Origin of the sequence: Novosphingobium sp. SG720 (assembly GCF_012275365.1) — a bacterium.
Taxonomy (GTDB): Bacteria; Pseudomonadota; Alphaproteobacteria; order Sphingomonadales; family Sphingomonadaceae; genus Novosphingobium; species Novosphingobium rhizosphaerae.
Map to the genome: position 1 here is coordinate 119578 of NZ_JAAZQN010000007.1, position 19705 is coordinate 139282.

General features: G+C 62.3%; 19 protein-coding genes. 10 read left to right on the forward strand and 9 right to left on the reverse strand.

The window, feature by feature from the left end:
- Positions 1–213 precede the first annotated feature (213 nt).
- Both FHW94_RS20325 and FHW94_RS20330 read right to left on the reverse strand, forming a co-directional pair.
- On the reverse strand, positions 214–1029 hold the full coding sequence (locus tag FHW94_RS20325) for a DUF4435 domain-containing protein (protein WP_168557664.1): 816 nt from the start codon (positions 1027–1029) through the stop codon (positions 214–216).
- 65 nt (positions 1030–1094) lie between these two features.
- Positions 1095–2453 carry an AAA family ATPase gene (locus tag FHW94_RS20330; RefSeq protein ID WP_168557665.1) on the reverse strand — a complete coding sequence of 453 codons (1359 nt, stop codon included), beginning with the start codon at positions 2451–2453 and terminating at the stop codon, positions 1095–1097.
- A gap of 551 nt (positions 2454–3004) precedes the next feature.
- Between FHW94_RS20330 and FHW94_RS20335 the strand changes: the two genes are divergently transcribed.
- Positions 3005–5095, forward strand: a complete 2091-nt coding sequence (locus FHW94_RS20335; RefSeq protein ID WP_168557666.1) for a bifunctional (p)ppGpp synthetase/guanosine-3',5'-bis(diphosphate) 3'-pyrophosphohydrolase — start codon at positions 3005–3007, stop codon at positions 5093–5095.
- Between the two features lie 33 nt (positions 5096–5128).
- Here the strand turns inward: FHW94_RS20335 and FHW94_RS20340 are convergent, their stop codons facing one another.
- From FHW94_RS20340 to FHW94_RS20350, 3 genes are all read right to left on the reverse strand, one after another.
- Positions 5129–6007: a 3'-5' exonuclease gene (locus tag FHW94_RS20340; protein WP_168557667.1), complete on the reverse strand. Its 879-nt coding sequence runs from the start codon at positions 6005–6007 to the stop codon at positions 5129–5131.
- 53 nt (positions 6008–6060) lie between these two features.
- A complete protein-coding gene (locus tag FHW94_RS20345; RefSeq protein WP_168557668.1) occupies positions 6061–6960 on the reverse strand; it encodes an HPP family protein in 900 nt (299 codons plus the stop codon).
- A gap of 102 nt (positions 6961–7062) precedes the next feature.
- Complete coding sequence (locus FHW94_RS20350; protein ID WP_210425782.1) at positions 7063–8130, reverse strand: hypothetical protein; 1068 nt, start codon at positions 8128–8130, stop codon at positions 7063–7065.
- Positions 8131–8177: 47 nt separating this feature from the next.
- On the opposite strand from FHW94_RS20350, the gene FHW94_RS20355 reads away from it, so the two are divergent.
- On the forward strand, positions 8178–9257 hold the full coding sequence (locus FHW94_RS20355; RefSeq protein ID WP_168557670.1) for a LacI family DNA-binding transcriptional regulator: 1080 nt from the start codon (positions 8178–8180) through the stop codon (positions 9255–9257).
- Here the strand turns inward: FHW94_RS20355 and FHW94_RS20360 are convergent.
- Positions 9254–11323, reverse strand: coding sequence for a TonB-dependent receptor (locus FHW94_RS20360; RefSeq protein WP_168557671.1), 2070 nt, complete (start codon positions 11321–11323; stop codon positions 9254–9256). The genes FHW94_RS20355 and FHW94_RS20360 overlap by 4 nt on opposite strands.
- A gap of 170 nt (positions 11324–11493) precedes the next feature.
- Between FHW94_RS20360 and FHW94_RS20365 the strand changes: the two genes are divergently transcribed.
- Positions 11494–11793: a hypothetical protein gene (locus tag FHW94_RS20365; RefSeq protein ID WP_168557672.1), complete on the forward strand. Its 300-nt coding sequence runs from the start codon at positions 11494–11496 to the stop codon at positions 11791–11793.
- Here FHW94_RS20365 and FHW94_RS23465 read toward each other — a convergent pair.
- Positions 11756–12079: a hypothetical protein gene (locus FHW94_RS23465; RefSeq protein WP_246866307.1), complete on the reverse strand. Its 324-nt coding sequence runs from the start codon at positions 12077–12079 to the stop codon at positions 11756–11758. The genes FHW94_RS20365 and FHW94_RS23465 overlap by 38 nt on opposite strands.
- Before the next feature lie 596 nt (positions 12080–12675).
- Here FHW94_RS23465 and FHW94_RS20375 point away from each other — a divergent pair.
- On the forward strand, positions 12676–13638 hold the full coding sequence (locus FHW94_RS20375; protein ID WP_168557673.1) for a hypothetical protein: 963 nt from the start codon (positions 12676–12678) through the stop codon (positions 13636–13638).
- 11 nt (positions 13639–13649) lie between these two features.
- Entirely contained in the window at positions 13650–14036 is a 387-nt protein-coding gene (locus FHW94_RS20380; RefSeq protein WP_168557674.1) for a hypothetical protein, read from the forward strand.
- A 341-nt stretch (positions 14037–14377) separates the two neighbouring features.
- Here FHW94_RS20380 and FHW94_RS20385 read toward each other — a convergent pair whose 3' ends face one another.
- Positions 14378–15148 carry an enoyl-CoA hydratase/isomerase family protein gene (locus tag FHW94_RS20385; protein ID WP_168557675.1) on the reverse strand — a complete coding sequence of 257 codons (771 nt, stop codon included), beginning with the start codon at positions 15146–15148 and terminating at the stop codon, positions 14378–14380.
- A gap of 95 nt (positions 15149–15243) precedes the next feature.
- Positions 15244–16140 carry a LysR family transcriptional regulator gene (locus FHW94_RS20390; protein WP_168557676.1) on the reverse strand — a complete coding sequence of 299 codons (897 nt, stop codon included), beginning with the start codon at positions 16138–16140 and terminating at the stop codon, positions 15244–15246.
- A 115-nt stretch (positions 16141–16255) separates the two neighbouring features.
- On the opposite strand from FHW94_RS20390, the gene FHW94_RS20395 reads away from it, so the two are divergent.
- From FHW94_RS20395 to FHW94_RS20415, 5 genes are all read left to right on the forward strand, one after another.
- Positions 16256–16411, forward strand: a complete 156-nt coding sequence (locus FHW94_RS20395; RefSeq protein ID WP_168557677.1) for a hypothetical protein — start codon at positions 16256–16258, stop codon at positions 16409–16411.
- Entirely contained in the window at positions 16404–16715 is a 312-nt protein-coding gene (locus FHW94_RS23095) for a glutathione S-transferase N-terminal domain-containing protein (protein WP_210425783.1), read from the forward strand. The genes FHW94_RS20395 and FHW94_RS23095 overlap by 8 nt, the downstream gene beginning before the upstream one ends.
- A 347-nt stretch (positions 16716–17062) precedes the next feature.
- Complete coding sequence (locus FHW94_RS20405; RefSeq protein WP_168557678.1) at positions 17063–18157, forward strand: alkene reductase; 1095 nt, start codon at positions 17063–17065, stop codon at positions 18155–18157.
- Positions 18158–18260: 103 nt separating this feature from the next.
- A complete protein-coding gene (locus FHW94_RS20410; RefSeq protein WP_168557679.1) occupies positions 18261–18935 on the forward strand; it encodes a peroxiredoxin-like family protein in 675 nt (224 codons plus the stop codon).
- A gap of 53 nt (positions 18936–18988) precedes the next feature.
- The gene (locus FHW94_RS20415) at positions 18989–19705 is read left to right on the forward strand and encodes an SDR family oxidoreductase (RefSeq protein WP_210425784.1); all 717 of its coding nucleotides are present in this window, start codon (positions 18989–18991) and stop codon (positions 19703–19705) included.

The following is a 19705-nucleotide window of genomic DNA, read 5'->3' on the forward strand; positions in this document are numbered from 1 at the left end:
TGGCGTTTAAGCTCGCCTTCATCGCCGCTGTTCGAGGCGGCAAAACGATTCCCTGAAAGCTGCCATCTATTAACCCGCAATCGGCGATCGAGATTGACCGAAGTTGGGACCTCGGCGCCAGTCGGCTTAGGGTAGCCCCACCGACATGGCCGCCGTTTAGGTGCTAAGGAGGCGTTCCGAACAGCGGACGCCCCCCTAATAACCTCATACCACCTAAATGCCCGGCCGATTTACCACACCCTTTGCAGTTCGCTTTAGAACCGCTCGAAACCCACGATCATTCTGCAGACTTGCCTGCTCCGCGAGGTAAGAAACCATCGCCTTCTGCGGAAGCGTAACTCCTCCGGCCAGGCCCACTCGCTCGTTTACATAAGCAAGTGCAAAGAGTTTCCCCGGAGCGAACGTAATCACATTCTGACCTTTTCTTCTCAAATTCTTTATCACTATGCGTTTCGCAATCAGATATTTTTCCCGACCGCTCTTTAAGATAGCCGCGTGAACGATTTCGCGAAGTCGCAATCGGATTAGACTGGCGCTGGGGCCAATCTTCTTCCCTCGAACTATGTGGCCAACAGACGGCGGATTTATGGCAGAAACCCTTCCGTCTAGAGAAAGCCTGCGCGCTATCGCCAGAGCGACAATATATGGAAGCAAATGATTCTGCATATCCCGAAATAAATTATCGATATCACATCTGGAGTTGCACGTTTTTTCATCGAGGCTAGGACATGAAAATCGAGTGTAGTTCTTGATGGCATCAATATCTATTAACAAATTCTCCAGGCTATAGACGTTCAATCTGTAGAGATTTTTTATTTTTTCACTCCTCGCCCTTGAAAGAAGGTCGAGATCTCCATCAACGATATAGAGCCTGGGGCGGTGGTGCGGTCCAGTATCTGCTTTTGCAGTTGCCTCGACTACGGCGCGAGGCCCAAGCGGCGTCACTCGTGATACCTTTGCCCGCCCACCCAATATGCGATTTATTATTTTCTCGTAAACTCCAGTATATGTCGAATCTTCAACGAACACGTCTATATCATTGTATTGCTGATATAGACGTGCGTAAGCGAGCCGCGCGCGACTAGATAGCTCCATTAAACCAGATCTACACAATATTGAGTTTGATCTAGGATAATGGATGGGCTGTGTGTAGCCAATATTAATTGCGTGTCGGGACTCGATTCGGAGATAGCATCGACAAACATTTCCTGCCACTTTAGATGGAGCGATAGTTCCGGCTCATCAATAATGAGAACTGATGATCGATTACTGTCTTCGCCGAACATGAGGGTAGATATAAGAACGAATAGCTGTCTTTCGCCCGATGACAGAACATGTACACCCTCCGATCCAATCGGAAGGCGAATGACGACTTCACCATCTTCTCTGAATTCCAGTTTTTTTCCGGAATCAGAAAGGAAGGAATTCATGATACGAGCATAATTTTCAGTCTGAGAAAATATCGATCTCTCATGTGAGCTGAAATCGTTTACAAGCTTCTCGACGTCTTCAAGCAACGGAAGCCTCGGACCCAACTCCATCCATGTAGAAAATATGGAATCTAGCTCTTTATCCTTACCTGTGTAGAGGTCATTTAGATTTTCGCGCCCACTCAATGCAGACGCCGCCCCTATAAGCATGGAAAAAAATGGGTCCACGGTTTCGGATACCCTAGCTTCGTCAAGGCCTAGTACACGAAAAGCCTGCTTTAAGTTTTTGCGATATTTTTCATACTTTACCAAATCTCTCTTGGAGGGGATGGTCGTTTGTCGCCCCAGCGGAATCGAGAACAATGTCAGGAGCATATTCTCGCGGAGGTGACTGGCCCGCCTCTGGCGCTGCACATTTGCCCTTATCCTGGCTTGTGAAACAGCATGCTCCGCATGCCCGACGCTCTCGTCGAGGAATGCTCTTAGCGTTGCGTGCGGCGTCCTACTGGGCCTCGCCCTTCTCGGCAACGTTGTCCTGCCGAACGGCAGGTTACTTCGGTCTAGCCCAAGAAACAATGGCGTTGGGAGGCGACGTATCTCTTTGATGACATCGATGCCGGTAAAAACGTCTACCGACGTTTCGCGCATCCTAATTATGCCTCCATCTTCATCATACACGGTCTCATGACTATGGCGGAGCATATTCCGATATTCAGAGGTTGAAATTATTCCATGTGAGACCATTATGCCGTTTAATAAAAACGATATTGCCTTGCCATCGCCATCGGGTTTTGCATTTATGACAACGGGCGATCCTTCGTGTTCAAGGAAGACAGAAATAGACTGGAATTTGGCATTCATTAGCCAGTCCACGTCAGGGGTAATTAGGCCCATTATGGCTTTTAGGACGCTGGTTTTACCGGACCCATTGATGCCAATTAAAAAATTTCGTGAAGAAAACAGATCTATATCAAAATCGAGATAGCCGTTTAATCCTTTTGCTTGAAATTTCTGTATCTTCATGTCGCATCCCACCCGCAGCAGGGCATGTTCCTAAAGACTGTTTGCTGCACTGGCTAGGCTATAGAGGGGCTGCCTTGGCCTAGTGCACCGTTCGTTGACCGGGACATCAGTCGTGCTGAGCGATGGCAAGTCAAATTTTGCCGCACGATCGGACTGGGCCCTCTGCATTCGCAATCCGATTCAGGTCAGTCTCTGAGGGCGACTAGCCGGCCGGCGAGTGGTGTAGCTTAACCAAGGGCGGCTTTGACGATCAAGCCTTTGATTCCGGTCAGTCCGTGACGTCAGCAGATCTAGCCGGAGGTGCGAGGACATAATCGGTTCGATAAATGGCGGGTTTCTGCGCAACCGGACGTTCCCGATCACGACGGCGACCGGCAGGAAAGTCCCAATCGAAGCCAGTCCAAGGCTGCGCTTGCGACGCGACGCATAAGCAACCCCAGCGGGCAACGGCAGGTCGGTCCCCAACACCCCCCCAAATCACACTTATCGCCAAAATCCGCCAGCCTTTCCCCTTGCCCTAGGCCACTGCTTTCCCCCATCTAGGGCGAGTAATGCTCCGCCAATATGAACTTGTCGAACGTGTGCTGGCCTATGCTCCCCAGGCGGACGAGGCCATGCTCAACCGTGCCTATGTCTATACCGTGCAGAAACACGGCACGCAGAAGCGCGCCAGCGGGGATCCCTATTTCTCGCACCCGGTGGAAGTGGCCGGGTTGATGACCGAGCTGAAGCTCGACCAAGAAACCATCGTCACCGCGCTGCTCCACGATACGGTGGAGGATACGCTGGCCACGGTCGAGGAAATCGAGCGCCTGTTCGGCCCCGACGTGGCGCGGCTGGTCGATGGGGTGACCAAGCTTTCCAAGATCGAGACGATGACGGAAAGCGAGCGCGCGGCGGAGAACCTGCGCAAGTTCCTGCTGGCGATGAGCGAAGACTTGCGCGTGCTGCTGGTCAAGCTGGCCGACCGCCTGCACAACATGCGCACGCTGCATTTCATCAAGAGCGAGGACAAGCGCCGCCGCATCGCGCGCGAGACGATGGAGATCTATGCCCCGCTGGCCCAGCGCGTGGGCATGTACGAATATATGCGGGAAATGCAGTTGCTGGCGTTCGAGCAACTGGAACCCGAAGCCTATGCCACGATCACCGGGCGCCTTTCGGCCATACGCAGCGAGGGCGGGGGCGAGGTGGGCGACATTGCCCTGTCGATCAAGCAGGCCCTGGCAGAAGCGGGCATGCGGGTGGAAGTGGCGGGGCGCGAGAAGCACCCCTATTCGATCTGGAAGAAGATGGCCGAACGGCACGTCTCGTTCGAGCAGATCACCGATATCATGGCGTTCCGCGTGTTGGTGGACGATGTGGGCGATTGCTATCGCGCGCTCGGCATCCTGCACCAGACCTGGCAGATGATCCCCGGGCGGTTCAAGGACTATATCTCCACGCCCAAGATCAACGGCTATAAAAGCCTGCATACCTCGCTGATCTACAACAACGCCCGCCGCGTGGAAGTGCAGCTCAAGACGCGCGAGATGCACCACCGCAACGAATACGGCCTGGCCGCCCATTGGGCCTACAAGCAGGGCGGGGAGCCCGATGCCCAGGTGGGCTGGCTGCGCGACCTGGTCGAGATTCTCGATGCCAGCCACGATCCCGACGAGCTGCTGGAAAACACCAAGATGGCGATCTACCAGGATCGCATCTTTGCTTTCACGCCCAAGGGCTCGCTGTTCCAGTTGCCCAAGGGCGCCACGCCCATCGACTTTGCCTTTGCCGTGCACACCAACCTCGGGGCGCAGGCGGTGGGGGCCAAGATCAATGGCCGCCACGTGCCGCTGCGCACGCCGCTGGGCAATGGCGACGTGGTGGAAATCATCAAGAGCCGCAATTCCGAGCCGCAGCTTTCCTGGCTGGGCTTTGCCGTCACGGGCAAGGCGCGCGCCGCCATCCGCCGCGCGGTGCGGCAGAAGGAACGTGCCGAAGTGGCCCTGATCGGCCGCAAGCTCTATGAGGAAATCACCGAGCGGCTGCCCACGCAAGTGGGCAAGAAAGCCCTGGCCGATGCGATCAAGCGGCTGAAAATGAACGGTGAGGAAGACCTGATGGTGGCCATCGGCACCGCCAAGCTGGACGATCGCCAGGTGATGGAAGCCTTGGTTCCCGGCAGCACCGCGAACTTGCCCAACCCGGAAGACTGGCCGCGCCAGCAGCGCGCCATTGCCGTGCGCGGATTGACGCCGGGCATGGCGTTCAAGCTCGCCGAATGCTGCCACCCGGTGCCGGGCGACCGCATCGTCGGCCTGCGCCGGCCGGGCAAGGGCGTGGAAGTCCACTCGATCGATTGCGAGCGCCTGGCCGATGGCGTCGATGCCGACTGGATCGACCTGTCATGGGACAAGCGCACCGACGGCGCCGTGGGCCGCCTGCGGGCAGAGCTCTACAACCGCCCGGGCACGCTGGCGGAAATGGCCGGGATCTTTGCCAAGAACCACGCCAACGTGGTCAACCTGGAAATGACCCAGCGCGAAAACCCGTTTCACACTTATCTGGTCGATCTGGAAGTGCGCGACCTGGCCCATCTGACGCGGATCGTCAGCGCCTTGCGCGCCAGCGATGCGGTAGCGCAGGCAGACCGCATCTAGCCGATCCAGCCGTCCTGCCGGCGCGCGCCCTGGTCAGCGATAGCGCTCGATCGCGGTCAGCGGCTGAAACGCTGCTGCGCCGTGCCCGGCATAGACTTCCTGGCGCAGCCAGAGGCTTTCCGCCTCGGCTTCGTCGGCGGCAATGTCGCGCGTCCAGAACCGCAGGGTTGCGTTCCAGCGATAGGCGCGCGCCTTGAGGCGGTCCTTGGCTTCGAACGGCGCATCCACGGCGTTGACGCGAAAGCTGTCGCGCGCCGACGCGGCGAGCAGGTGCGAGAGGATCGTGCTGTCGTCGTCCAGCCGATGCGCGAGCAGGGTGAGCAGCGCGAGAATGTCGTTTTCGGCGCGGTGCCCCTCGTAGAACCAACCGCATTGCGCGACGAGATGGGCCAGCGCCCGCCCGTCGAACCCCAGCGCCAGCCAATCCAGTTCGGCCATGGAGCAGGCCCAGGCCTTGCCGGCGGCGGCGGGCAGGCGCTTGTCGACGAAGGGACGGTCGAACCGCGCGTTGTGGGCGATCACCAGGTCGGCCGAGGCGAGCAGTTCGAGCGCCATGGCTTCGTCGATCGCCTGGTCCCTGAGCACGGCATCGGTGAGGCCAGTCAGCGCGGTGATCCGGGGATCGAGCGGAAACCCAGGGTCTTCGCGCCAGACGCGCGGCTGGCCCACTTCCACGATATGCCCCGCCGCATCATAACGAAAACGCTGGATCGCCAGTTCGATGATCTTGTCGCTCTGCGCGTCGAGCCCGGTGGTCTCCACGTCGAGCACGACCCCGATCCTGAGCGGCGCGCCTGGATCGGCCTGGTGGAACCGGCGCACGGGGCGCAGGCGCCGCAGCACGCGATAGTCGGCGCTTTCCGCCAGGAAACGCGCGGCACGGGCAAATTCGTCGGGGGCAACGGCGGACATGATCGCGCCCTACCGCCAAAATGGACGGAATTGAACCCGGTCCGCAGGCGGCCTCAGGGTTTGCGCATGGCATGGCGGACGAAAACCGCCCGAACGATGGAATCGAGATCCTCGGTGCTGATATCGGGCCGGTCTTCCAATTCATCGAGGACTGCGGCCAGGTCGGCAGGATCATAGTCGATCGCCATCGGCACGCCATGTTCGGGCAGAGTTTCGTTGTGATGCGGATAGCGGCTGCCGGTGCAGTTGTTGAACAGCCACCCCGCCGCCAGCAGCGCCAGCGTATTGCTCGCCGCGGGCGACAGCAGGAATGTCCAGGGCCAGGGCGCGCCATGCGTCCCCATCGCCGCGACCAGCGCCATCGCCCCGCCCGGCGGATGCAGGCATCGCAATGCATGCATGGCCAGAATGGCCAGGCCCACCGCGAGTGGCAAGACCAGCCACGGCCCCAGCCCGACCCTGGCCAGCAGCATCCCGATCAGGGCCGAGACGAGATTGCCGCCCAAGACGGCGCGCGGCTGGGCAAGCGGGCTGGCCGGAACCGCAAACACCAGCACCGCCGATGCGCCGATCGGCGCGACCAGCGCCGCCGACGCTCCAAACGCCCCCATTGCCCAGGTCCCGAGCGCCAGGCTTGTGCCCATGCCCAACCACGCACCAATCGACGAGCGAAGCGGATGTTGGCCGCGCGCCAGCCACGAGCGGCCAGCGCGGGAAGGGGAGAACGCCGCCATCCAGTTCATGCCTCGCTGCCTGGCCATCGCCCCCCGGTCCCATCCTTGGGCGGCAATTTGGATCAAGGCCATGCCGCGCGCTACCGGCCGATAGCGACCCGCGCCGAATTTACCAACCGCGTGAGAGGTTTGGCCCTGGAAAACACGTACGATGATGCCGGTGCATAGCCATGGGGCGAAGCGACGCGCCTTGTCGAACGACCTGGCTTTCGCACGCAAACCTTCGAAAAGGCGCGCATATTCGAAATCATAGCGGGCCTTTGGCGCATCACCTGCCTGCCAACGGTTCGCGTTCCACCCTGACGCGCTGGCGGATCAGCTTCATCGCGCGGCAACCCAGGGCGAACGTGCGCCGATCGGGCCCAGCTTTTCCAGCAAGTGCATGCCCTGCAACTTGCCATCGTAATAACGATGCATCTGCGCCACGGTGATCGAGGCGGGGGTGGGCAGAAGCTCGGGCTGCGTCTCGTATCGGCCGGTGCGGTGCTGCGCTGCCAGCAGATCGAGATAAGGCTGGCCCAACGAGGTCGGCACGAACGCCGAGATGGTGGGGTGGGTAATGAGGTAAGGCTGCACCAGCCCCGACATGGTGCCGATGCTGACGACGATCCCCTGCTGCACATCGACGATGTCGGTGCGTGCATCCGGGTCGGTCGGGCGGATCGGCGGCGCGCCGCAAGGAATCGGCACCGAACCGTCGGGATTGGCCGGAAGCTGCGGAGCGTCTCCGCCAATGACCTTGAGCACTTCGGCGTCTTCGGCAACGGGGCCCCCGTTCTCCATCATGCGGCAGCTTTCCGCCGGGGGCGGACCTTCGATCGCGGTGTCGAAAATGGAACGTCCGGCCCGCAGCAATGTCGCGCGGTCGGGCAGCCGGTTGGGGGTGACATTCTGCGTCCACGCAGCGGGCAGATGCGCAAGCCCGTTGGGGTTGAACATGAAGCCGCCATCGCTGCGCGATCGGTCGACATAGAACTCGATCTCGGTGATCTTGCGATCCGCGAGCCTGATGCGGCCGAACAGCAGGGCCTGGTGCGTGCCCTCGGCGATGTTCGCCAGGAGGAACAGGTTCTGGGTTTCCGGGTCGATGACATAGAATTTGTCACTGGCGCGCGTGGCGGTGCGCCAGATCGTCATCATCGCCAACGCGGCCGGAACGCCGTTTTCGGTGGCGCGATAATGGCGCGCCAACGGCACCGCGCCGGGATCGTGCGCGACGATGGAGGCGAGCACCTGGTCCGCCGTCTGGGCCAGGCAAGCGCGGCTGCAGGCAGTGCCGGCCGGTTCGGCGTGAACCGCCGGTGCAGCGGCAAGCATGGCAGAGCAGAGCAAGTGTCGAAGCGAGAGGCGCATCGTCGGTAGTCTCCAGTAGGAAGGCAACAAATTCATGCCGCTTTGTGCTTGCGCACGCGTGCAAGGGCGGCAATTTGACCGTCATGACCGACGATCAACGGCGAATCCGAACCAAGGCGGCAACCTCTTTCGATGTCGCGCGGCTTGCCGGCGTTTCGCGCTCGGCGGTCTCCCGCACCTTTACCCAGGGGGCCAGCGTTGCCCCGGAAACACGGGCGCGGGTGATGGAAGCGGCCAAGGCCCTGCGATATCGGCCCAACCTGGCGGCGCGATCGCTGATCACGCGGCGCTCGATGATCGTGGCCATCGCCGTCAGCCATCTCGACAACCAGTTCTACCCGGCGATCGTGCAGCGCATTTCCGAGCAATTGGCGCCGCTTGGCTATCGCCTGCTGCTTTACGTCACCCATGGCGAGGAAAGCCACGAGCCGCTGCTGGGGGAACTGCGCCATTTCGGGGTCGATGCCCTGATCCTGGCATCGCGAGGCTTTGCGCCGGAACTGCTGGCCGAATGCGACCTCGCTGGGTTGCCGGTGGTCATGCTCAACAATGCCAGCCCGGCTTCGCACGGCGTCATGGTGGTGGGCGACAATTATCGCGGCGGGGCCGCCCTGGCGCGCTTCCTGATCGCCGGAGAACACCGCCGTTTCGCCTACCTTGCCGGTGATCGCGGGGTTTCCAGTTCCGAAGAACGGCTGGCAGGATATGCCGCCGCGCTGGCCGAAGGCGGCAGGGACGCGCCGCTGGTGGTCGACGCCGGCTTCGAATTCGAGCGCGCCTTTGCGGCTGCCGGCGATGTGCTGCGCGGTCCCGCGCGGCCCGATGCGCTGTTCTGCGCCAACGACAACATGGCCTTTGCCGCGCTGCAGGTGGCCCGGCAAAATGGCCTGGCCCCGGGGCGGGACATTTCCATCGTCGGGTTCGACAATGTCGCGATCAGCGGTTGGCCCGACCTGGCGCTGACCACCTATTCCCAACCGGTCGACGCCCTGGGCGCCAAAGTTGTCGAAGTGCTCGTGGCGCTGATGGCAGGCAAGGCGGATGATACGACCGAGCATCGCGTGCCCGGCCGCCTTGTCGTGCGCGACACCGCACGCCAGCCGGCCCACGGCATCTTCACCTACGCCGATGGCGAACGCGGCTGGCATCCTGGCGCGCCCTAGAACCGCACGGTGGCGGCCACGCCATAGGTGCGCGGCGGGGCGATCAACAGCACGCTGTCGATGGGATTGCTCGCGCCCAGGGTGCGCACCGCCCGGCTCTCGATATTGCGCACAAACGCGCGCACATCCCAGGCCTTGGTGCCCGCGTCATAGCGTAGGAATGCATCGCTGCGGGTGAAGCTGCCCTGATAGGAATCGGTCGATCGCTCGACGGTCGTCCAATAGCCGCTGCTGATATGCGTGTTGGCATGGAACGTCACCGTGCCGCCATTGCCGAGATGGAAGTCGTGATCATAGGCAACGTCGAACGCGGCTGTCGGCGAGTTCGGCATTTCCTCGGCCGTATGATCCACGCTGCCAGCTAGCAACGAGGTATAGCGGAATGCCCCGAAACGGGTGTGCAGGTACGTGGCATTGACCATCAACCTATCGTCGGCAGACAAGCGCAGGCTGGCCTCTGCTTCGGCACCATAAATCTTGGCCGTGGCAGCGTTGGCCGTTACCAGCGCAAAGGAACCGTCGACGAGATCGGGATATTGCGCCTGATAGTCGCGATAGCTGTAGTGGAAGGCTGCAAGGTTCAGCGTAAGCAGATTGCCGAAGAAGCGGTTCTTGCTGCCGATTTCGACCGAAGTGATCTTTTCGGGATTGTAAGAGGCGGCCGGGAACTGCTGCGCAAAACCGCCAGCCTTGAACCCGCTGGCAACTTGCGCATAGAGCAGCGAGGCCGCCGCGAGATCGGCCTCCACGCCCGCTTTATAGGTCAGCGAATTCCACGCCCGGCTGGCAACGGCGTCAGACGCCCCGCTGCCATCGGTATAGACAAAACGCGCGTCCTTGCTGTCGCGCGTATAGCGCAGGCCGCCGGTCAGGCGCAGGGTTCGTGTCAGCGGCACGGTTACATTTGCAAAGGCGGCATAGGACTTTGCCGTGGCCGTGCGCAGTTCCGGGTTGGAAGCGGCCGCCGCCGTGGCGTCGATCGGGCTATCGACCACCTGGCGCAATTCCTGGTCGTGGTAATAGAACAGGCCGGTGACCCACTTGATGGCAGAGCCATCGGGTGAACTCGCGCGCAACTCGACGGAATTCTGGCGCCCCTCGCGATGCACCGACACTGCTGTAGGCGAAAGCAGGACGTTTGCCTCGTTTTTGCTGAAATCGTTGTGCGAGGCGAGCAGCGCGAGATTGGCGATCGAGGTGGTGTAATCGATCTGCGCGCGAGCGTTCCAGGAATCGATATCGAGCAAGCCCTTCGGCTTGTCGCTATACCACGCATCGCCATGCGAAGAGAGCGGCGCCTCGACGCTGCCGACATCGTGGCCGCCTGAATGCAGGTAATCGCCGGCGATCAGGATGCGCAGCGAATCCGTCGGCTTGGTCAACAGCTTGAGCCGACCGGCCGTCATCCTGGCGTCGTTGTTGCCGTTGGATAGATAGCCGCTGTGATTTTCCGTGGCGATGGCCGCGCGCACGGCCGTGTCTTCGCCGATCGGGGCGTTGATGGCGCCTTCGGCATGAACGGCATCGTAGTTGCCGACCTGGGCCGTGGCATAGCCCTCGAAGCGCCCGAGCACCGGATCGTTGGTGACGATGTTGACCGCACCCGCCGTGGCGTTGCGGCCATAGAGCGTTCCTTGCGGCCCGCGCAGCACCTCGACGCGATTGACGTCAAACATCAGGCTTGTCGGCACCTCGGTCTGCTGCTGATAGACGCCATCGACGTTGAGATTGACCGCCGGGTCGCCCAGTTGCGCGTCGGCGTTCGACCCAACGCCACGAATGTAGATCTGGGCGCCGTTGGCATTGCCTTGCACTTGCACCGAAGGCACGGTCGCGATGGCATCGGCCACGCTGTTGCGCGCCTGGTTGAGCAAATCGCCGCCGCTGAACGCGGTGATGGCAACGGCTGCCTTTTGCACGGACTCGCTATGGCGTTGCGCGGTAACGATGATGTCCCCCGCGGCCGAAGCGCCTCCGCTCCCGGCAGACACTTGGGCGTCCTGCGCCCATACGCCGGGGGCGTAAAGCAATGCCGCTCCGGCGAGCAAATGGAAACCAAGGCGCATCGATCCAATCCTCTCTCTGCGTGGTCAAAGGCCACGCTTGCGCCTGTCTTTGCACAGGTGTGCAAAATCCGTTTATCGATTATTTGGGAGCGTATTCATCCATTGCGGCGATAACCGGAAAACCGCATGGCCGATCGGCACCGGCACGATCGGTTCGCGTGGACGGCCCCATGGAAGGCGGTAACCCCACCATCGGCTTTTGCACGCGAGACGCTGCACGCCACGGCGTCCCAGGCCACTATCTGCTTTCCGAGCAGGATCGGGCGCTGTCGCCCATGCTCCAGCGCTGGATGGCGGACCGCATGCGCGCCACCGTGCGCAGCGTGCCTTCCACATGTCCCCATCGCCCAGATAGTCTGGATTTATCGCGCCTAGGCGGCGCTGCGCGATCGACGATCAAGATCGATTTCTCGTTCCCGTCGGATTTGAACTTCATCCGCGAGAGCGCGGAGCCCTGGGTCGACCCGTAGAGATCGAGCTGGTGTGTGCCCACCAGTTTGCAGGCCTTTGGCACGGGCCTGGCGGAGCGGAAGGTCCCCGCCGGCAGAGTCCCTCGCGCGCTATGCGATCGAGCGCACCGCTTGATGCCCCGCGCCCGGTTCGGGCGCGGGGCGGTCCGCTCAGTCGGCAGGGTTCCAGATGGTCGCGAAGGCGTCCTCGTCGTCCTGCCCGGTGGCGGCCGAGGTTGGCGTAGAGTCGGCGCGGGCCGAATTCGGAGGCGGCGAGCGACAGCGATACATAGTCGCGGCCAGACATCTCGCCGCGCCGGATCCATCCGGCCCCGACCTCGACACCGGCCGCGTGTGATTTTCATCGCTTGCGGCCGGGTTGCAGCGACAAAACGGACGGGGCACGTTTTCAGGGCTGCGCCACGGTTATTGCGTTCCCGAATGGCTAGGCGGCGTGGACAAATTCCACAGCGCCACGGCTGGAGGCAAAAACCGCCAGTTCAAGGAGGCGAGGTGAAGCAATAGTGGGCCTAATGCTAGCCGAGCCGACGTGGAAATGGCGGTTTTTGGTCCAGCCCCGCAGGGGTTGCCCTGTAAAAGGCCCTGGCAGCGTTGCTCTGCCTTGAAAGAGGCCCACTCTTCCTGCGGCTTCGCGCCTCGCCAGGGCCTTTTACAGGGCAACCGTGGCGTTGTGGAATTTGTCCGCGCCGCCTAGCGCGATCAGCAATTTCTGACCACTTGGAGATCTTCCAGGTTCGGCGTGTGAACATCTCCTCCCGACGAAGGCCGCCCTTTGCACAAGAACCAAATACTTTCGCTGACACTAAAGCCGATCTAATGTCGGGCCGCTGATGTAATCCCAGTTTCACATTGCGGATGCGTGAAGCAAAGAGGAGGCGTGCCATGGACTATTCCATCGATTATGTTCGGAAGCATCTGCCACCCGAGGACCCGCCGCTCGAGCGAGTGCCGCGCGATGTTGTAAACGAGATCGCGCGCTGGCGTGATGTGATCAAGGATGGCGATGTCGAACTGACCGCGAGGGCGACTCGTTGGACCTATGCGGTGTTCGCCGAGCTTGACCTTGGTCGCTTCCTGTTCGAGCGGGACTTTCCGCTCTTCTGGCCGTCCGTTGCGTTGCCCTCGAGTCCTTTCGAAGCTGTGTCGTTCGGGCTGTTCGACGAGAAGAGCGAGGCAGCGGGCCTCGGCATAATCATCGATGTGCCGGGAATGCGGGACCGCAGGTTTGAAATCGTCGATTACCTTCTGTTCCCGCGCCTCAACAACCAGAAGTTCCCGCTCGCTATCCGTTACTCCGAACTCGACCTACACGTTGCGCACCCGCAGGGCGCGACCAGTGCTTGCTGGGCCAAATGCAATCGGAACAGCTCTGTCTGGGGCGTGCTGACGGCGGGGCACGCGGTCTCGACCCGACCCGGTGGATCGGTGCCCATGGTGACGGGGGGATCCGCGAGCGTGGCCAGGACCTACTATCAACCGGTCGATGCGGCGTTCGTGAAGACTGCCGCGCCGACCGGGGCTACATATCAACTCGGCGTTTTGTCCTTCCCGGCGATGACCATGACGGTGACAGTGCATTGCCAGGGCGGCAGCACGACGCGCACGATCGTCGATGTGACCACCAATTGCGGCGTCACCCACACGCGCAAGATTGGGATTCGCTTCTGCATCGACCGTCCAGCGAGCCCGGGAGATTCCGGCGCGTTGGTGACCGTCGCCAACGGCGATGCGGTCGGCATCTACACTGGCGACATGAAGGTGCCGGGACCACCACCTGGCGTGCGCGGCCACGCCCAGAATTTCGAGCAAGCAGTTTACGCGCTCGACGTCACCCCTTACCTTTGAGGAGCAGGCCGATGGCCGATGAATCGCGAGAAGACTGGGAACTCTCGATCTTTGTTCCGGAGGACACGACTGCAATCGAAGTCACGCCTGATGACGCGGTTGGCGAACATTCGCTGCGAGATTTGCTCTCTGGCGCCAAGCGGGTCACGCGGGTCGGCGCGGTCGAGATCCAGGCGCAATGGGTGCGGACCGTCGATGCGTTGATGAAGTTGAGCTCGACTATCGCCAATCGCTCGAAGGAATGGACGATCGACGAGATCGAGGTCGGATTGACGCTGAGCGCCAAGGGCGAGTTGCTGTTCATCGCCGAGGCTGGAGCCGAGGCCAGCATCAAGTTCACGCTAAAGCGCCGATTGGATGCAGGTGCAGCGGCAAACCCGCCGGCGGCCTTGCCGTAGGGCAACTGATCGCGGCGTTCGGGAACATTCCTTCGTGAGGTAGCCCGAACCGGCCATCGTAATTGTCGCCGCGCAGCCTGGCGCATTTCGTAAGGCACTGACACCCGCCTCGCTGGGCAGAGCACCATGTGAATGCAGAAGGTCGCCGCATGAACGGCGGCTTCTCTGAAACCGGCCATTCGCTGTTGGCCTCCTGAATGACGGGAATGTCCAACGACGCGGCGTTCGCCGCAGGAAATCCGACCAAAGCCGGTCATGCGAGCGATTTCCTCTGAACGTCTCCTTCGAACATGAGCTGCCGTTTGAATGCACCGCCCAGCAGGACCGGGCGGTGCGTTCGATCACGCTTGGGCGGCCAAAGTGCGGGCTACGTCAGCGGCGCTTATGCCCTCTAGCGCGAGCCCGTAGCCGGTCCCTTCATCGATCAGCCGCCGGAGCGTCTGGGTCAGCGCGATGCGGGTGTAGCGGCCGGTGAGCGGCGGCAGCGCGGCGATGCCGTCGGCGATCTCATGGGCGCGGGCGAGCAGGCGATCGGCAGGCACGATCTCGTTCACGACGCCGTAGTCCTTCGCGGTTTCGGCATCGAGCACCTGCCGGGTCAGCAGGAAGTAGCGGCCGCGCACCGATCCGATCACGTGTGGCCACAGGACGTGTACGCCGTCGCCCGGCACGATGCCGAACTCGAAATGCGGCTTGTCCTGGAACACGGTCTGGGGCGTGGCGAGGATGATATCGGTAAGCAGCGCATATTCGCTGTGGAGGAGCACCGGCCCATTCAGCGCGGTGATCATTGGCACCTCGATGTTGAGGATGTTCGACAGCACCTTGCGGCCCTCGCGCAGTATCTTGTCGTAGCCTTGGGGCGTAAAGAAGTCGAAACCGTCGGCGTCGATCGTGTCCATGAAGGCATCCCCCGAGCCCGTCAGGATCACCGCGCGGTTCTCGCGGTCCTCACCGATCTGGTGGAACAGTTCGACGAACTGCTCATGCGTGTGACCGTTAAACACGAGCTTGCCGCCGTCGGTGTGCAGCGCCACTTCGAGCACGCCATTGTCCTTGCGGGTGAGGTGGGCGTTGGGGAATGCGTCGCGATAGGTCTCGAACTTTGCCATGCTGATCCTCTTGGGTAGACCGCCCGGAAGCGGCGGCGTGAGCATCAGCTAGGCGGTTCAAGGCAGCGACGGACGATGGTGCAGGGCGATAAGGCTTATGCCTTGCCGGAATAGCTGCCCGTTATTGCCGCTTCCACAAAGCTCGCGAACTGGCGTGCCTTGGCACTCGCCATCCTCCCGGCCGGGAACACGGCCCAAAGATCGATCGGCGGAAGCGCCCAGTCGGTGAGCACCCGTTTGACCGCGCCGCTCGCCAGTTCGGGCACGAACATCCAGTCCGAACCGATCGTCAGGCCGATGTCGGCCAAGACCGCAGCGCGCAATCCCTCCGCCGCGCTTACCCGCACACGGCCGCGCACCGTAACCGATGCAACCGTCCCCTCCCGTGTGAACGACCACGTGTTCGACAGCTGACTGTAGATGATCGTCTCGTGCTCGGCGAGATCGGCGGGGGTGCGCGGTTCTCCGGCGCGCGCGAGGTAGCTGGGTGTGGCGAACACGGAGCGACCGCCCGTCGCCAGCCTGCGGGCGACTGCGGCGGAATCCGGCAGCGACCCCATACGAAGCGAGATGTCGATGCCCTCCGCGACCAGATCGATGACGCGATCGTCCAGGATCACGTCGATCTCCAGTTCGGGATGGTGTTCGAGGAAGTGTGGCAGCAGCGGTATGATGTGAAGCCGCGCAAAGGTGGTCGCCGCTGAAACGCGCAGGCACCCTGACAATCCGGCGCCGGCACCGCGCGCGGCAAGCTCGGCTTCGTCCGCCTCCTGAAGGGCGGCCTTGGCACGCTCGTAGAAGCGTTGGCCGGCCTCGGTCGGCGTCAATCCGTGAGTGGAGCGGATCAACAGGCTGACCTGAAGCCTGCCTTCGAGCTGCGCGATCGTCTTGGAGACGGCGGGCTGGCCGACATTGAGCTGGCGTGCGGCAGCCGAGAATGACCCGGTTTCCACCACTCGGACAAGAGTCAACATTGCCTGATACCGGTCCATGCCATTCCTCCTTGGAATGAGCGTTATCGCTCAGGCCCTGCTGCCGTGTCGAGCGGAATAGAGGCATTTGTCTTTCACGCCTTCGGATGGGCCGAAGCGATGGGAGCGCCAGAACATGATGACGTGGTTGATGCGGGCTGCTGCGGGGTCGTCCGTGCTCGACAGCCTCCTCGTCTTTCAGATCACCGGCAGCCCGGTTCCGGCGCTCCTCGTGCTGGCGGCACCGATCCTGCACTCCCGTCTGCCTCTCAAGGAAAATGATCATGTTTGACGTCTACGCCTTCGCCACGCCCAACAGCATCAAGGTACCGATCGCGCTTGAAGAGCTGGGCCTCGATTATGCCCTCCACACCGTCAACGTACGCAAGGGCGAACAGAAGGCTTCCGACTTCCTGACGCTCAACCCGAACGCCAAGGTGCCGGTGCTGGTCGACCCCGACGCGGAGAACGGACGGTTCGTCCTGACCGAGTCCGCCGCCATCCTCGTCTATCTCGCCGAGAAGACCGGTCGCCTGCTGCCCACTTCGGGGGCGGGTCGGGCGCGTGTATTCGAGCAGCTTTTCTTCCACGCCTAGGCTCTCAGTCCGGCCTTCGGTCAGTCCGGCTTCTTCCAGCGCTTTGCCACCGAGCCGCAGCCGATCGCCATCGAGCGCTTTTCCAGCGAAGCCAGGCGCACGGTCGCCGTTGTCGATGGCCTGCTGGCCAAGCACCGCTTCGTTGCCGGGGACGCATTCACGATCGCAGACATCGCCCATTTCGGCTGGCTGTGGCGCCGCGAATTCGCCGGCGTCGGGCTCGACGACACGCCCAATGTCGCCCGCTGGTACACCGAAATCGAGGCTCGCCCCGCGGTTCTGCGCGCCATCGCCCGCGTGAATGCACTGATCCCTGCCGCTTGAGCGCCCATCTAGGAGTAATCGTCATGTCCAAGTTGTTCACGCCGGTTGCGGCCGGTGCCCTCTCCCTCGACCACCGCGTCGTCATGGCTCCGCTTACGCGGATGCGGTCCGATCCGGGTGATCGGCCGAACGCGCTGATGCGCGACTATTACGCGCAGCGGGCCTCGCGCGGTGGCCTCATCATCTCGGAAGCGACCCCGATTTCGCGTCAGGGCTATGGTTATGCCGGCGCGCCTGGCATCTATGATGACGCGCAGATCGCGGGTTGGCGGGCGATCACCGATGCCGTGCATGAGCGGGGCGGGCAGATCGTCATGCAGCTCTGGCATCTCGGCCGCCAGTCGCATCCAGACATCCAGCCTGATGGCGAGGCTCCGGTCGCGCCATCGGCTATCGCGGCAGAGGGCTATGGCTATGCCGCACATGGGCCGGTGCCTTTTACGATGCCACGTGCCCTGGAGCGCGCCGAGATTCCCGGCATCATCGCTGAATTCGGTGCAGGCGCCGCGCGTGCCAGGGCCGCCGGATTCGACGGCGTCGAGATCCACGGTGCCAACGGCTATCTGCCCGACCAGTTTCTGCAGGACGGCACCAACAAGCGCACCGACGATTATGGCGGGCCGATCGAGAACCGGGCACGCTTTCTGCTCGAGGTCACCCAGGCCGCGATCGCCGCTTTCGGCGCCGATCGGGTCGGCGTGCGCCTGAGCCCGAGCGGCACTTATGGTTCGATGTCGGACAGCGACCCGCAAGCGACCTTCGGTTACGTGGCAGGCAAGCTCGACGAGCTGGGTATCGCCTATCTTCATGTGGTCGAACCCCGTATCAAGGGAACCGAGCTGATCGCGGCGAGCGAGCCGATCGCGGTGCGTCACCTCCGCCAGCTCTTTCGCGGCACGATCATTGCCGCTGGCGGGTTCGACCGCGTGGGCGCCGAAGCCGTCCTCGACAGTGGCGACGCCGATGCGGTGGCATTCGGTCGGGCCTTCATCGCCAACCCGGATCTGCCCGAACGGCTCCGCCTCGACCGGCCGCTCACGCCTTATGACCGGGCGACCTTCTACGGCGGCGATGCGCGCGGTTACACCGATTACCCGTTTTACGCCCACGCCGCCTGAACGCCATTTCGCGGCGGAATGGGGCGATAGTCCGCTTGCGCGACGGCCAGTCCGGGCGGGACCAGCCCACCTTTCCCCGCTACCCGATACACGGAGACCTGACATGACCCTTCAAGCCAAACTCGACGCCTTCAAGACCGATTTTGAAGCGGGCAATCCGCCCTACAATGTTCCGCCGGCCGTTATCGAAACGATGCACCGCGCAACCGCTGAATTGATCGCTAGTGGCGCCACTACCCGCGTGCTCAAGGCCGGCGACAAGGCGCCATCGTTCACGCTGAGCGACCCGGACGGCAATTCCGTCTCGTCAGAGGACCTCCTCGCCAAAGGGCCGCTTGTGGTAAGCTTCTACCGCGGGGTTTGGTGCCCTTATTGCAACATGGAGCTACAGGCGCTCCAGGCGGCGCTTCCCGAGTTCGAGAAACTTGGCGCCAGCCTGGTCGCGATCTCGCCCCAGACTGCGGTGAACAGTCGCAAATCGGTCCGCCAGAACCAACTCGGCTTTCCGATCCTGTCCGACGCGCACAACGACGTCGCGGCCGTCTTCGGCCTGCGCTTCGAACTGCCCGACTATCTGGTCGAACTCTATAAGGGCCTGAAGAACGACTTGCCGGCGTTCAACGGTGACCCGAGCTGGACGCTGCCGATGCCCGGTCGCTTCGTCATCGCCCGGGATGGCGTGATCCTCTACGCCGAGGTGAACCCGGACTATACCCGCCGCCCCGAGCCCGAGGACATGCTCCCGGCGCTGCGTCGCGCCGCGACCGTCTCTGCCTGAACATCGACCCTGGCTGCTGTTTGCGGCCGGGGCCTTTCCTGACGAGGTGCCTGATGTCTCGAACCTTCCTCATCACCGGCGCCAGCAAAGGCATCGGCCTGGCGCTCGCGCATTGGCTGACACGCGACGGGCATCAGGTCGTCGGTCTTGCACGCCATACTGTGCCAGACTTTCCTGGCGTGCTTCTGCCTGTCGACCTCGCCGACGCACAGGCGACCGATGACGCGCTGATGGATCTTACGGCCCGCTTTCGCTTCGACGGCGTGATCAACAATGTCGGCCTCGTCCGGCCGCAACGGCTCGGCGCGGTGGAACTGCCCGCGCTGGACGAGGTCATGCGTGTCAATCTTCATCCGGCGCTTCAAACCGTTCAGGCGCTACTTCCGGGCATGGCCGAGCGACGCTGGGGGCGGATCATCAACATTTCCAGCCTCACCGTCCTCGGCTCGGTCGAGCGCACTGCCTATGCCGCGGCGAAGGCTGCGCTGGTCAGCTTCAGCCGATCCTGGGCGCTGGAACTGGCGACCACCGGTATCACCGTCAATGCGGTGTCGCCCGGTCCGACCGAGACTGAACTCTTTCGCGCCAACAACCCGCCCGGCAGCGATGGCGAGCGCCGCTACTTGTCCGGCGTGCCGATGGGCCGCTTCGGCCAGCCCGACGAGATTGCCGCCGCGATCGCCTTCCTCTTGTCCGAGAGGGCGGGCTTCATCACCGGCCAAACCCTGCACGTCGATGGCGGAGCCTCGATCGGCAAAGCTGCCTTCTGA